Here is a 14241-nt window from a genome sequence, read left to right as displayed (position 1 = left end):
GGAGTGTGTCGGCTTGAACGGACTCCGGTTGGGAGTGGAGGAATGAGACTATTAAATGTGTCTCCGTGTCTCCTTGTCTTCGTGTCCCCTTGTCCAGATCGCACGTTGTTCCCTTATCCTGGCGCTCAGGTCCCTCACCCCTCATCCCTTCCACAACCCGGAACCCTATTTCTTATGATAGTTTGGGTACACCGGGTGGCGGTACTCCTTCGGTGGGTTCTTTTTCAACTCGGCCAGCAGCCATTCAACCGCTTTTTCAAGCTGCAGGTCACGGCCTTCGCGCCAGAGTTTTGGATCGAGTTCAACTTCAACATCTGGGGCGACACCGTGATTTTCGACTTCCCACTGGCCTTCCGGCGTGTAGAAAGCAAAGTGCGGTGCCGTAACCGAACCGCCATCCATCAGGACCGGATAGCCGCCGATGCCAACCAGCCCACCCCAGGTCCGTTTGCCCATCAGCGGTCCGATTTTGAGGCGGTGGAACATCCAGGGCAGATAATCGCCGCCCGAACCGGAATACTCATTGGTCAGCATGACTTTCGGGCCTTCCATCGTGCCAAACGGCTGGCGGAAATCCTTGCCGTCGCGGGTTGTCCACAGGCTCATGAGCGGTTTGCGCAGGTAGTCCACAATGTAGTCTGCCGCATGTCCACCCCGATTGTACCGGTCGTCAATTACCGCGCCATCCTTTTCAAGCTGTGAAAAGAAGTACCGGTTAAAGTAGGTATATCCACCCTGGGCGGTATCTGGCAAAAACACATAAGCCAGCTTCCCACCGCTGAGTTGATCAACTTTGCGTCGGTTACCTTCGACCCAGGCCAGATTGCGCAGTCCGTCTTCGCTGCCAACCGGAACGACTGTCACTTCGCGTGAACCGGTGCCATCCGGATTCGGACCAACTTTAATCACCACCTGTTTGCCAGCGGTGCTTTCAAAGAAGCCATAGACATTGTCTTTGGCCGTTAACTCACGACCGTTGACTGCCAGCAAGTATTCGCCAGCCACGACGTTGACGCCGGGCTGGGTCAATGGTGCCTTCAATTGTGGATTCCAGTTTTCGCCGTCAAACACCCGTGCAAACCGATAACGGCTATTTTCGACGGTGTAGTCAGCTCCAAGCAGCCCGCCTGGAACGCGTTTGGGATCCGGTGTGTCACCGCCGCCGACATACAAATGCCCGACAGTCAATTCACCAAGCATTTCCTGGAACAGATAGTTCAAATCAGCCCGGTGGACGAGGCCATTGACATAGGGCTGGTACTTTTTCTCGGTCGCTTTGAGATCAAGCCCGTGGAAGTTGGGGTCATAGAAGAAATCGCGTTCAATGCGCCACGTTTCCCGATACATCTGATTCCATTCGGCGCGTGGGTCAACATACACGGTCATGTCTTCGGTTTTGAGCTTGCCCTCACCGGGTTTGATCGGCTGATCAATCGCGGCGATAAACCAGGCCGGGCCCTGACTATAGAGCAATTTTTCGCCATTGGCAGATAGCGTCCAGCCAGTGACTCCGTCCAGCACCTTGTCGAGTTTGCGTTTCTGCATATCAAACTTGTGCAAGGTGACACCTGGCGACTGGGCATCCGCCGAGATTTCGGCCAGGTACATCAAATTGTCTTTGCCAGTAAACAGGTCAATGAAGTTTCGGGCCGGAATCGGCAAGGCTAAAATGCGCTGGTTGATTTTGTCGAAGTCAATCGTGACCTTGGGCGGTTCTTTTTTCTCGTCAGGCTTGCCATTTGCCTTGTCTGCCTCACCTGGCTTTTTATCGCTGTCTTTGGCCGCACCTTCTGGTTTTTCCTCATCACTTTCCGGTGCGAGCGGCGAAGCCTCATCTTTTTTCAGAACACACACATACACACTGCTGGTCGGCTGATGCGGATAGCTTGACATATCAAACCCAAACATCTGCGGGCCGCTGTTGGTACTGGCGGTGAAGTAGAGATACTTCCCGTTTCGGTCAAACGCCGGCGAGGCAGCATTGCTCATGCCGTCGGTGATCTGGGTGAGTTTGCCGTCAGCCAGTGAATACACAAACACCGCGTTGTAGGCTGATTTCAACGGCTTGGCATAGGTCAGCCACTGGCTGTCAGGTGACCATTTGTAGTTGGTCACCAGCCCTCGCTCGAAATTGTCAATTTTGACCGGCGTGCCTTTTTCGACTTCGACATACCAGAAGTTGAGCCGTTTGTCGCAAAAGGCGATTTTCTTGCTGTCGGGCGACCAAATCGGGGTGTAGAAAAACGACGGCGGGGTACCAAGCGCGATTTTTTTGACTTCGCCCAATCCGGTCTGGGGGCGCAGGTGGAGGGCATATTCGCCGGATTCATCTGAAAAATAGGCAATCCATTTTCCATCGGACGACCACGAGGGGTCACGTTCGGCTACACTCGTGGTATTGGTCACATTGCGGATATCGCCTTTTTCAGCCGGGACGGTCAGGATTTCCCCGCGCGCTTCGACCACGACCCGGGCGCCGGTTGGGGAAATGGCAAAGTTCAGAACGTTGCCGGTGACCTTTTCAAATTTTGGACGAACAGCCAGAAAATCCCCGGCAATCGTCACATTCATCGGGCGGGTTTTGCCCGTTTGAAGGTCAAAGTAATTCAGCAATCCAAATTGTTCATACACAATGACATCCGGGCCAGCGGAAGCAGCTTTGAAATCCAGCCCCGAGTTTTGGATTTCCTGAGTGACTTTCTTAGTCTTGAGGTCATAGCTAAACAAGGTCACCGGGCCGGTGCGGTCAGACAGAAAGTAGATTTTGTCGCCGATCCACATCGGGTTGAAATCATTTGATTTTTCACGCGGGATTTTGACCACGCTTGAATCCGCCAGGTTGGCGATCCAGATATAGGCCGCCAGTCCGCCCCGATAGCGTTTCCAGGCCCGGAAGGCCCGTGGAACTGGGACATAGGCCAGTTGCGACCCATCCGCCGAAAAAGAGCCTTCAAACGCCATCGGCAGTGGAATCAGCGTCGGCGTCACCCCATCAACCGGAATGGTATACAACTGGTTGGTGCGTCCATTGATGGTGTTGCGGTCTGAGGAAACCAGTAAATTTTTTCCATCTGGTGTCCATCCGGCCAGAATATCATTGGCTGGATGATAGGTAATGCGTTTGGGAACACCACCTTTGGCGGAAACGACAAAGACATCAATATTTCCGTCATATTCGCCGGTAAAAGCGACCCACTGGCCATCGGGTGAAAACAACGGCGTGGTTTCCGTTCCGACCCCGGTGGTCAGTCGGGTGGCTTCCCCGCCATCCCGGGAAACGGTCCACAAATCACCGGCAAAAACAAAGACAACCTGGGTGCGGCTCACCGTCGGAGAGCGCATGAGAAGGGGCGGATTGGTTTGCCCCCACGTCGTGGCGGCAGCGATCAAAATCAGCACAAGTGCCAGAAAAAATCTGTTCATTTATAAACACAAGCAATGAACTCGGCCTGTGACGCACCGAGCACCAGAGCTGCTCCTTTCTTTGAAACTGATGAACTGAATTGGATTTTGTGAAGAGTGAGGCTCTGCCTTGGAATGAAGCTGGAGCAGAGTCGGATTCGGAAACGTCGAAATCGGAAAAAAGATCAATGAAATACGGGGTTCGGGGTTTGGGGTTCAGGGTTCAGGGCAAAAAAGACAAAAAGGACGAAAGAGACGAAAGGGACGAAAAGGACATAAGTACTTTGTCATAAGCTTCCTGAGATATTGAATTTGGTAAGTGTTTGATTCTTTTCGTGTATTTCGTGTGTTTCGTGGTTCAAAATGTCTTGGAATTTTCGGTAAGGTACTTAAATTCAGAAACCCGAAACCTGGAAAAAAAGGAATTGACATCTACGATGATTTTCGTACTATATGCTTCGTACGAAATAACAGGTAGCTTGCTCAGCTCCCAACCCGCAATTCAAAACACATCAAAAACGAAACCATGAAACTCAAACCAATTCTTTTCCTTTGTTTTGCCATCTCCTTTATTCTGCCCACGCTGGCCGCCGGACCAGGGAAGCCGGTTGAGAAAAAACAGCGATTTGTTGCAGTGACGTTTGACGACCTGCCATCACCGGAAAAACTTGAAGTTCAGCCACTTGAAACACTTACTCGTCGTCTTCTCAAAACATTCACCGACCATGAAATCCCGGTGGTTGGGTTTGTCAATGAAGGCAAGCTGGAAGTCGAGAACGAAAAAGCCGCTCGCACCCGAGTTCTGAAACTCTGGACGGATGCCGGGTTCGAACTTGGAAATCATACCTATTCACATCCCTACTTTTTCAAGAAACCACTGGCTGAATTCGAGGAAAATGTTCTCAAGGGCGAACCGGTTACCAGGAAGCTACTGGCTGAAAAAGGCATGACATTGCGCTACTTCCGCCATCCTTTTTTGAGCACCGGGCTGGATACAGCAACGAAGACCGCCTTTGAGAAATTTCTGGCGGAACGTGGCTATACCGTTGCTCCCGTCACGATTGACAATTCCGACTGGCTGTTTGCGGGTGTCTATGCCGATGCCCAGAAACGCGGCGATACCGAAACAATGCGACGAGTGGCAGAAGCGTATGTGCCCTATCTGGAACGGGTTTTCGAGTTTCACGAGAAACTGTCCCGTGAGGTTGTCGGGTATGAAGTGCGCCAGATTTTGCTCCTGCACGCCAATTTGCTCAATGCCGACCATTTCGGCAAAGTGGTCGAAATGATGAAACGACGTGGATATAAATTCATTTCCCTGGAGGAAGCGCTACAGGACAAAGCCTATCAATTGCCTGATACCTACATCGGCGCTAACGGTATTTCGTGGCTGCAACGCTGGGCCATCACCAGAGGCGGGAAATATCGTGAAGAACCCACACTTCCCAAATTCGTCTCAGAGAAATGGGCCTGGATCGCTGAAGAAAAGCTGAAGCAGGAAAAACGATAAACCCTGAATCCTGAACCCTCAACCCAAATATGACTGAATTCAAAGACCTACGTCCAACCGATGCGGAACTACAACTGCTGAAAATTTTATGGGAGCGCGGACCGAGCACTGTCCGCGAAGTCCACGAAGCATTAAACCAAACCAAACCAACGATGTATACCACAGTTTTGAAAACGCTCCAGATTATGACTGAAAAGAGGTTAGTTCAGCGTGACGAGCAACAACGGGCGCACGTTTATCGAGCAGCCATTGAGCGCGAATCAACCCAGCGAAAAATCGTTTCCGATCTCATGGAACGGTTATTTGACGGTTCAGCCAGGCAACTGGTACTCCACGCGTTGTCAACCAAATCCGCTTCAGCCAAAGAGCTGGCTGAAATCAGGAAACTGCTTGATGACGTCGAGGCCAACCAGAAAGGAAAGCCATCATGATCGGTTTGAATGAATTCAGCACGCACCCGCTGGTTTTGGCGCTCGGGTGGACCTTGCTTCATTCGATTTGGCAGGGAGTGGTGATTGCCGCCGGGTATGCCCTGGCCAAATATATCGTCCGGCGGGCGTCAGCCCAGATCAAATACGCACTGGCTGGTTCGGCATTGTTGTTGATGCTGGTATTGCCGGTGGCGACGTTTGGGTACCAGTTTCCAGGCTGGTTCAACGGCACAACCTCGGGTGGGAAGATTCCGATTCAAGCCGAACTGTTTGCGGGTGACGAGTTGGATTTTGCTTCCCAAAAACTGCCCGCTCCGGCGGCGCTGGCCACAATTGCTGAAACGACAACCATTACTGATCCAAACCCAACCTTGCTCCAGCGACTTGGCGCCCAGCTTACGCCCTGGCTGGCACTTTTTTGGGTGCTCGGAGTCGGAGTGCAATTGAGTCGCCTTGGGCGCGGGTTGTATTTGATTCAACGATTGCGCCGGGTTGGGGTATCTCCGCTTCCGCCTGTATTTGAACCCACCCTTTCCAAACTCCAGCAGCGGCTGAACCTGAACCGAAAGATTCAGACGCTGGTTTCAACGCTGGTTGAATCCCCCATCACGTTTGGTTCGGTTAAACCAGTCATTTTAATCCCGGCTAGTGCCATTACCGGACTTTCGTCCCAGCAGCTTGAAGCAATTTTGCTGCACGAACTGGCGCATATTCGCCGCCATGACTATCTGGTGAATTGGGTCCAATCTCTGGCCGAAGCCCTGCTTTTCTACCATCCCGCGGTGTGGTGGTTTTCCCGCGACATCCGTCAGGAACGCGAGCATTGTTGTGACGATACCGCCGTTGAACTGACCCAGAACGCACTTGAATATGCCCAGGCCCTGGTGGCGCTGGAAGCATTACGAACCACACACCCCCAACCCACGGCAGCGATGGCTGTCACAGGAGGCTCTTTCATGCACCGTATTCAACGATTGATGGTTCATCCGTCACCACGGCGACCAGCCACTTCGGCTTTGCTGGCCAGTATATGCCTGGTGTTTTGTTTGATGTTTGGGTTCTTTGCCGTTCGCGCCACATCACAATCGCTTCAGACCACGGATCAAATCAACCGGGCGAACCGGAAAATGGCGGTTGGATTTGTTGCGTTGCCAATGAAACAAAATGGCTTACCGCCAGGGGCAAGCACCACGGAATTAACCCGCCAACTGGTGACCAGTTTGAACACCGCGAAAATTCCGGCGGTTGGATTTGTCCAGGGGCGTCAGCTTGAAAATGGTGGGAACGCCCGGCTTGGTGAACTGAAAATGTGGCGCGATGCCGGGCTGGAGCTTGGCATCGGCACTTATTCGCATATGTGGTATCACGGCGCGTCGTTTGATGACTACACAGCGGATATCGAGAAAAACGAAGCCATCGTCAAGCCTTTGCTGGCCGAACGCAACCAGCAACTGCGGCTCTTCAGCTATCCATTTCTCAACACTGGAAAAGACCTGGCGGCCAAGCAGCACATGGAGCAATTCCTCAAAGACCGTGGGTATTCGGTTATGCCGTTCACGATTGACAACGATGACTGGTTTTTTGCCAAAACCTATGACGAAGCCGCGACCAAAGGCGATGAAGACGTTCAGGTCAAAATCCGCGAAGCGTATCTGCCCTATATGCGGGAAATGATTACCTTTTATGAAAAATATTCGCGGGAATTGTTTGGCCGTGAAATTCCGCAAGTCCTGCTCCTGACGCCCAGCCGGTTGAACGTGGATTGTTTCCCGCAACTGGTGGAAATGATTCGGATGCGCGGCTACCGATTTGTACCCATGGATGAAGCGACTGCCGATCCGGCATTCCAAACGCCAGATACCTACACGGGGGTAACAGGCATTTCGTGGCTCCAGCGCTGGGGAATTTCCCGAGGCTGGGAATGGCGCGAAGAGCCACGTCCGGGCGGCATTATGACCCAGTTTGAATACCACAAAGGCAGCAAAAATCTGAAAGCCAAAACCGAGAAAACCACAACTAAATGATGCGGTTACAGGCGGGTCAAATATTTCGGAAAAACCTCGAAAAATTAGCTTGCCAAATCAAGTTTTCCCTGGTACAAGAGTTCCTGTTCCAAGCGGAACTTGAGCAGCCAACCGCGGTTGTTCAACCTTCACAAGACTTGACGAAATGTTGTCGGCTTTTCGAACCGAATGCCTGTTGGGTCTACATTGTTAAAAACCCAATCGGCGCAGCGGTGACACTTCCCGCTGTGTTCCTTGTATGTTCAGGCACGCGCGACTCAGGCGTGCGGTTTTAGCCCGAGCGCGCCATCGTTATAACGAAAACTCACAACCGGGGCAACACGCTGGACAAGCAGCGGGGTTGCCCCTTTCGTTTTGTCTGGCTTTCGAAAAAGCGAAGTACCAGGGAAAGTGAAATAGTGAAAATACAAAGTTTAGGGTTGACAGACTAAAACTGGGAATCAATACTGAACTTTTTCGAGTCTGATAATTTTTTATAATCAGGAATTCCGGATTGGCACAGGACCCTCTCATCAGTATCCTCAAAGCTTCCTTCCTTCAGTTCACACATAACTCACTTTGTGATCTGAATTCCATAACTTCATATTTTCTGGAGGCATCTGTGGAGAAACGACAGTTTGGAAAAACTGATATGCAGGTCAGTGTCCTGGGATTTGGCGGCGCTGAAATTGGGTTTGAAGGTGCACCGGTGGAATCAGTCTCAGAACTGTTAAATAAAGCGCTGGATGCCGGTTTAAATGTCATTGACACGGCTTCAGCCTATCTGGTGAGCGAAGAATTGATTGGTCAGGCCGTGGCTGGCCGACGAAATGATTTTTACCTTTTCTCCAAATGTGGTGCGACCGACGGTTTTACCAAAGCCGATTGGAGCAAGACTGGTATTTTGAGTCATATCGAACGCAGCTTGAACGCCTTGCGCACCGATTATCTGGATTTGATCCAGCTTCATTCCTGCTCTGAAGCCGAACTCCGCAAGGGTGAGGTCATCGAAGCCCTCACCGAAGCTCGTCAGAAAGGATATGCCCGCTATATCGGGTATAGCGGTGATGGGGTGGCGGCCCGGTATGCAATTGAAAGCGGTCATTTTGATGCCCTGCAAACCTCAGTCAACATTGCGGACCAGGAAGCGATTGAATTGACCCTGCCGCTGGCCGCACACCGCCAACTGGGTGTGATTGCAAAACGCCCAATTGCCAATGCCGTGTGGCGACGGCCAACCAAACCGGAAAATTCATATCATCACACGTACTGGGACCGCATTCAGGTGCTTGCCTACGACTTTCTCAACCAGGATATGAATACCTCAGTGTCCATTGCGCTCCGGTTTACATTGAGCCAGCCGGGTGTGCATACCGCCATTGTTGGAACGACCAATCCAAACCGGTGGCGGGAAAATGCGGCGCTGGTCGCCGCTGGACCGCTTTCACCCGAAGCAATCGAACAAATTCGCGCCCGATGGCATGAAGTCGCCGACTCAGCCTGGGTCGGCCAGGTGTGACCTGAAATAATACCATTTTGGGTTGAAGGTGTCGGACTAAGGAAACTACAATTCTATCAATAGTTTAACCTCTTACTCATATGAGAGGGGCAGTTCAATCAGCCTGGTTCATTATTCTTAGGGAGGCCAGATACTCCACGTTGAGTGGTACCCGCCAGTTCCCCAGTCTTCATCTTGAGTGGGATCAGTCAACTCATCGCCGAAACCCTGAACCCCGAACCCTGAACCCGATTTCAGTGGGATTTTATTTTCTTCTGGGTCCCTTAATTCATCCTTCCTGATTCCCAAAAGCGAGTGGTGCCCCCATGTTTGACTCTGTCTGTAGCGATCTTATGCGGAAATTTCCGATTGTATACCGGGATGGAACTCCAATTATTTCAGAGTTTGGGGGACCGTTAAGCCAACCTGGATTTGCCCAGGTTGTGTGCCGGGCTGATGGAGAAGCATTATTTCCAATTTCAGTGACTCGCCGGGGTGAGTTTGAGAAGCACCATGCCTGGTTTGAATGCACCGTGGGGCTGTTCATTCTGACCGCTGTTTTTGACCGGGATGCCACCATACGGGTTTCACTCTGGCAAATTGAAAAGATTGAGCAAGGTTTTGCCCAGGCTTCTTTGATTTTAGAAACCGAAACGGGGCGCTTCCGAGCTTTTCCCGAGTTTGACTGGGCATCGCTGGCCGTGACCACCAAACTTCGCACCTATTGTGATGAACCGATGTATTTTCTTCCGATTGAACTGGTCAAAGCCTCTTGAATGAAGATCAGATGAAAACAACAGGGTTAAATCCTGAAAAAAGTTTCCATGACAACTTTTCAAAAGCAAAAGTGGGGGTATTGAGTTGGAATAGCAGGTATTTCTTTTTGTTATCAGACTGATCGGTGCGATACAGGTGCTGTTGATCTGATTCGGTTATCTCGTCAAGGGGCGTGCGAATCATACCGGTTTCAGTTCAGAAAATTGCTCATTCCGATGTGAAAGGAATCAGCGTCACCATTGGCGGTACTCGCTCGACCAGCAGGCCATCTTTCCAATAATCTTTCAGGGTAAGAATAGTCCGGTGTTCCAGCCGGTTAAGGACAAAACCGTGCCACACCCTGGGTTCTGACCGTGACGAAATCAACCAATCAGCCCCCGCCCCACACCGATATGGCGGGAGTGTCGAGAAAATGACTAAAAATTTTAGGCTTGAAAGTATGACCTGCCCTCAACATGTTGACAATACTGATTTTCTAACCACAATTCATTCAAAGCGTACGCAATTGATTGTTTTCCCGATGGGTTCCAATTTTCATTGAATCAATTGGTTTAAGGAGCACAGGAACCAATGGAACAAAAGCGAATCCTCATTGCCTGTATCGGAAACATCTTTTTTGGCGATGATGCCTTTGGCGTTGAAGTCGCACACACTTTGGTAAATCGTCCCTTACCAGAAGAAGTGCTGGTGTGTGATTACGGCATCCACGGGCTGGATCTTGCGTTTGCACTCCTGGACGAGTATGAAGCGGTGATTCTGGTGAGCCCCCTCAGGCAAGCAGGTCAACCCGGCACCGTTTATCTCATTGAGCCGGACCCCGCCGATATCAGCGCCTCAACTGATCAACCCATGATGATCGAATCATACAGCCTGAACCCAATGCGGATCCTGGCCTTTGCCCAGTCAATGGGTGCCCGCTTGAATCGAATTTTGCTCATCGGATGTGATGTGGAAACACCTCGAACGCCTGAAGCCCCTGCCCTGGAATTAAGCCCCCCGGTCCAGGCAGCCATTCCCATTGCCATCGAATGGATTGAGCTTCTTATCCCGAGAATTCTCAATCAGGATTTCGATACCAGTTGTTTCAACGTGGCTACGACCAGGCTCAAGAGTGTTCCAATTTCGGATTGGAAAACTTAAACTCACGGAAATTATTCAAGAAAAACGATTTATTCCTTGTCCCATTGTCCAAATCGGATACTGTTTCCTTATCCTGACGCTGATCCCCTCCAACCTCCACTTTCGACATCACCCTTTATGCCAAGATACATTGCATTTCTCCGAGCCATCAATGTTGGTGGTCACAATGTCAAAATGGCTGAGCTTCGGACTTTGTTTGAGGCTCTCAATTTTGAAAAAGTCGAAACTTTTATCGCCAGCGGAAATGTGATTTTCGAGACCGGTGCGACTGATACAGCCGCCATGGAGCGGCAAATCGAGGACCACCTTCACCAGGCGCTGGGCTATGCAGTCGCAACCTTTCTGCGAACTGACCAGGAAGTATCTGCCATTGCCCGATATCGCCCTTTTTCCGAAGAGGAACTGGCGGCGGCTCAGGCACTCAATATTGCCTTCCTGGCGGCGACACTCGCTCAAGAAGCCATCGAGTCGGTCCTGCGGTTTCAGACCGAAATTGACACGTTTCACGTGAATGGCCGTGAGGTGTACTGGCTGTGCCGTACCAAACAAAGTGAATCCACCTTTTCAAACGTGGTTTTCGAGCGGGTGTTAAAAACCAAAGCGACATTTCGAGGGCGAAACACGGTTCTGAAGCTGGCCGCCAAATATCCACCCGAGTGATGAGCCCGGCAGACTGAAGATGACTGGGTTCAAAAAACCAGGACAACCCGGTATTTCCATCGCCTCAGATAAATATTTCTCTGGTTCGTATTTCGGTGGAGAATTTGAACTGACAGATGCCAACACCTGATCTTCCGGCAAATTGCCTGAAATGGTGATTTCAGGTATTGCGCACGTCTCACGAGTCAACTTCTTTGATCCTTAACCTGAAATCACCAGAGGCATCGTTTTTCAGTCATAACCCTAACAAATGATTGTTAAAGGTATATTTGGGAGATGAGTAATTTTGTTAAGGGATTGTAAAGGTGGCTGATTTTCGAATTTTCACCAGCTATAGTTGAAAACCGGGTTTCGGGTCTTCGAATTATGAGCTGTCCCATTTTGCAATGGGGGTGCTCGGATTATAGCTTTCCAGATAAATATTTCCTGGGAGCGCGGGCGTCCCGCTCGCACTAAACCTATTGATAACAAACGGGTTGTTGGCAAGACGCCCGCGCTCCCAAACGGAAATCTTTTTCTGAAGAACTATAACAAGAGATTAAGTTATTGATAGGATTGTATTTCCCTTAGCCATTAGCCCGATGCCCTTTTTCGGCCTCCGAAACCTCAACCCCCCATCATTCAAACCCTGAACCCAAACACTATGTCCAACTCACCTGACACTTTCCCAAAAACCAGAGTGCTGATGATTGATGACGACTTCAAACTTTGCCGACTGGTTAAAGACTACCTCGAACCGCTTGGTTTTGATGTCGAAAGCGCTCATACCGGCCCCGAAGGTCTTGAACGGGCTGCCACCGGAAACTGTCAGGTGGTCATTCTGGATGTTATGCTGCCGGGAATGGACGGTTTTGAAGTCCTCAAAAATCTGCGCCGGGTGTCAAATGTACCTGTGCTGATGCTCACGGCACTTGGAGATGAATTTGACCGGATTGTCGGACTTGAAATGGGCGCCGATGACTACCTGCCCAAAACCTTTTCAACTCGTGAATTACTGGCCCGGTTGCGTGCCGTCACCCGTCGGTCGGTCATTTCTCACCCCCCTCCGGCGCCAAATCAATCTGACGACGAACAACTGACAGTCAATGAGTTGACCATCAACCTGGCTGCGCATCGAGCCACGCTGGCCGGCCAGGCACTGGCCTTGACGCCACTTGAATTTGATTTGCTCGTGTGTCTGGCGCGGTCGCCAGATCGGGTTTTGAGTCGGGACCGCCTGCTCGATGAAATAAATGGCCGCAACTACGACGTGTTTGATCGCTCCATTGATGTTCACATCTCCTCACTCCGACGCAAACTGGGCGATGACCCAAAAAATCCGAAATACATCCGCACCATTCGCACGGCTGGATATATGCTGGTTCGAAATAGTGAGAATTGAAGATGGTTCGCCCCCGATTTTCCCTCCTGATGAAAATTCAACTCTGGCTTTTGCTCAACCTGATGGTCCTGGGGGTGGCGCTGGCGATGATGTTCAGCCTTCAGTTTCAGTTACATCCCTCGTCGCCGTTGCTTGGCCGGTTTGAAACCCGACTTGAAGCCATTGGGGAACTCATCCGGGTGGAAGTGGCCAATACCAGCCGCGAACACCGTGACGCCATCCTGGCGCGGTATACCCAGGCGTACGGAATTGATTTTTACCTGTTTGAAAACACTGGCTCTCAGCTTGCGGGCGTTCCGGTGAGCCTGCCAGATGACCTTAACTTTCATCTGCTCGGACGAAACCGACCCGCACCGCCGCCATCACCCCCTGGCAGACCGCCGCACCGACATCCAATTTTTAAAGTTCAAACCTCGAATCCAACCCGCTATTGGGTTGGGATTCGAGTGCCGGTGATGGATGAAAAGTCACCGGAACCGGTACGGGCGACCCTCCTGGCAGCCTCGAATTCAGCCAACGGAAACGGACTATTTTTCGACCCGTTGCCCTGGGTGTACATTCTGCTGGCGGCAACCGGGTTCTCAATTCTGTTCTGGCTGCCGATGGTGCGCCACATCACCCAAACCATTTCTCAACTGACGACCGCCACCGAGCAAATCGCGGACGGTCAATTTGAAGTCCGCGTGGATGAAAGTCGAACCGATGAACTTGGCCGACTCAGCAAGGCCATTAACCATCTGGCCACCCGACTTTCAGGGTATGTCACTGGTCAGAAACGGTTTATGGGTGATATTGCCCACGAATTGTGCTCGCCGATTGGTCGCATTCAACTGGCGTTGGGGATTTTGGATGCTCGCATTGATCCTAGAAATCGGAGTTATGTCGAAGACCTTGAAGAAGAAGTCAACCAGATGTCTAAACTGGTCAACGAACTGCTGACCTTTTCCAAAGCCGGGCTCAAACCCGAGGCTGTTCAACTCCAGAAAGTCCGCCTCCTCCCACTGGTCAAACAAATCACCGACCGTGAATCTGGCAAAGGTGTTCCGCTGCTGGTTGAAATCCCCGATGCACTCCAGGTTGAAGCCAACCCGGCGCTGCTGTCGCGGGCGGTATCAAATATTGTTCGCAATGCCATCCGGTACGCAGGCCACGCCGGTCCAGTGAAAATTATCACTCAACCAGAAGGGGCGCGTCAGGTTCGCCTGAGTGTGATTGATTCCGGCCCTGGAGTCCCCGAAGGCGAAGTGAGCCGTTTGTTTGACCCGTTTTACCGCGTTGAACGTGATCGGGCCCGCTCAACGGGCGGTGCCGGCCTGGGGTTGGCGATTGTGAAATCCTGTGTGGAGTCGTTTCAAGCTTCGGTCTCGGCCCGCAACCTCAAACCCAAAGGCTTTGAAGTCAGTGTACTTCTGAAGATAGAGTGAAGAATTGAGAATGAA

Annotated in this window: 10 protein-coding genes; 9 read left to right on the top strand and 1 reads right to left on the bottom strand. The window is 51.3% G+C overall.

The window, feature by feature from the left end; translation table 11 throughout:
* Window positions 1-165: 165 nt before the first annotated feature.
* Window positions 166-3423: a PD40 domain-containing protein gene (locus tag HY774_28240; protein MBI4752398.1), complete on the bottom strand. Its 3258-nt coding sequence runs from the start codon at window positions 3421-3423 to the stop codon at window positions 166-168.
* Between the two features lie 505 nt (window positions 3424-3928).
* Between HY774_28240 and HY774_28235 the strand changes: the two genes are divergently transcribed.
* The 9 genes from HY774_28235 to HY774_28195 all read left to right on the top strand — a co-directional run bounded on the left by HY774_28235 (window position 3929) and on the right by HY774_28195 (window position 14226).
* Entirely contained in the window at window positions 3929-4912 is a 984-nt protein-coding gene (locus HY774_28235; GenBank protein ID MBI4752397.1) for a polysaccharide deacetylase family protein, read from the top strand.
* A gap of 29 nt (window positions 4913-4941) precedes the next feature.
* Window positions 4942-5343 carry a BlaI/MecI/CopY family transcriptional regulator gene (locus HY774_28230; GenBank protein ID MBI4752396.1) on the top strand — a complete coding sequence of 134 codons (402 nt, stop codon included), beginning with the start codon at window positions 4942-4944 and terminating at the stop codon, window positions 5341-5343.
* Window positions 5340-7367: a polysaccharide deacetylase family protein gene (locus HY774_28225; protein MBI4752395.1), complete on the top strand. Its 2028-nt coding sequence runs from the start codon at window positions 5340-5342 to the stop codon at window positions 7365-7367. The genes HY774_28230 and HY774_28225 overlap by 4 nt, the downstream gene beginning before the upstream one ends.
* Before the next feature lie 601 nt (window positions 7368-7968).
* The gene (locus HY774_28220; GenBank protein MBI4752394.1) at window positions 7969-8865 is read left to right on the top strand and encodes an aldo/keto reductase; all 897 of its coding nucleotides are present in this window, start codon (window positions 7969-7971) and stop codon (window positions 8863-8865) included.
* 332 nt (window positions 8866-9197) lie between these two features.
* A complete protein-coding gene (locus tag HY774_28215; protein ID MBI4752393.1) occupies window positions 9198-9620 on the top strand; it encodes a hypothetical protein in 423 nt (140 codons plus the stop codon).
* Window positions 9621-10191: 571 nt separating this feature from the next.
* Window positions 10192-10761, top strand: a complete 570-nt coding sequence (locus HY774_28210; GenBank protein ID MBI4752392.1) for a hydrogenase maturation protease — start codon at window positions 10192-10194, stop codon at window positions 10759-10761.
* 117 nt (window positions 10762-10878) lie between these two features.
* Window positions 10879-11421 (top strand): DUF1697 domain-containing protein, encoded by a 543-nt coding sequence (locus tag HY774_28205; protein ID MBI4752391.1) that lies wholly within the window; start codon window positions 10879-10881, stop codon window positions 11419-11421.
* Window positions 11422-12064: 643 nt separating this feature from the next.
* Window positions 12065-12802, top strand: coding sequence for a response regulator transcription factor (locus tag HY774_28200; GenBank protein MBI4752390.1), 738 nt, complete (start codon window positions 12065-12067; stop codon window positions 12800-12802).
* A gap of 2 nt (window positions 12803-12804) precedes the next feature.
* Window positions 12805-14226, top strand: a complete 1422-nt coding sequence (locus tag HY774_28195) for a HAMP domain-containing histidine kinase (protein ID MBI4752389.1) — start codon at window positions 12805-12807, stop codon at window positions 14224-14226.
* The last annotated feature ends 15 nt before the right edge of the window (window positions 14227-14241 follow it).

The sequence above is a fragment of the Acidobacteriota bacterium genome (assembly GCA_016208495.1).
In the GTDB taxonomy this organism is placed as follows: domain Bacteria; phylum Acidobacteriota; class Blastocatellia; order Chloracidobacteriales; family Chloracidobacteriaceae; genus JACQXX01.
This window is presented reverse-complemented; position numbering and strand designations above follow the sequence as displayed.

What these genes read in the sequence shown, in the direction of transcription:
- HY774_28210 (MBI4752392.1), top strand. Translation starts at nt 10,192, where the DNA reads ATGGAACAAAAGCGAATCCTCATTGCCTGTATCGGAAACATCTTTTTT.
- HY774_28195 (MBI4752389.1), top strand. Translation starts at nt 12,805, where the DNA reads ATGGTTCGCCCCCGATTTTCCCTCCTGATGAAAATTCAACTCTGGCTT.
- HY774_28215 (MBI4752393.1), top strand. Translation starts at nt 9,198, where the DNA reads ATGCGGAAATTTCCGATTGTATACCGGGATGGAACTCCAATTATTTCA.
- HY774_28230 (MBI4752396.1), top strand. Translation starts at nt 4,942, where the DNA reads ATGACTGAATTCAAAGACCTACGTCCAACCGATGCGGAACTACAACTG.
- HY774_28200 (MBI4752390.1), top strand. Translation starts at nt 12,065, where the DNA reads ATGTCCAACTCACCTGACACTTTCCCAAAAACCAGAGTGCTGATGATT.
- HY774_28225 (MBI4752395.1), top strand. Translation starts at nt 5,340, where the DNA reads ATGATCGGTTTGAATGAATTCAGCACGCACCCGCTGGTTTTGGCGCTC.
- HY774_28240 (MBI4752398.1), bottom strand. Translation starts at nt 3,423, where the DNA reads ATGAACAGATTTTTTCTGGCACTTGTGCTGATTTTGATCGCTGCCGCC.
- HY774_28235 (MBI4752397.1), top strand. Translation starts at nt 3,929, where the DNA reads ATGAAACTCAAACCAATTCTTTTCCTTTGTTTTGCCATCTCCTTTATT.
- HY774_28205 (MBI4752391.1), top strand. Translation starts at nt 10,879, where the DNA reads ATGCCAAGATACATTGCATTTCTCCGAGCCATCAATGTTGGTGGTCAC.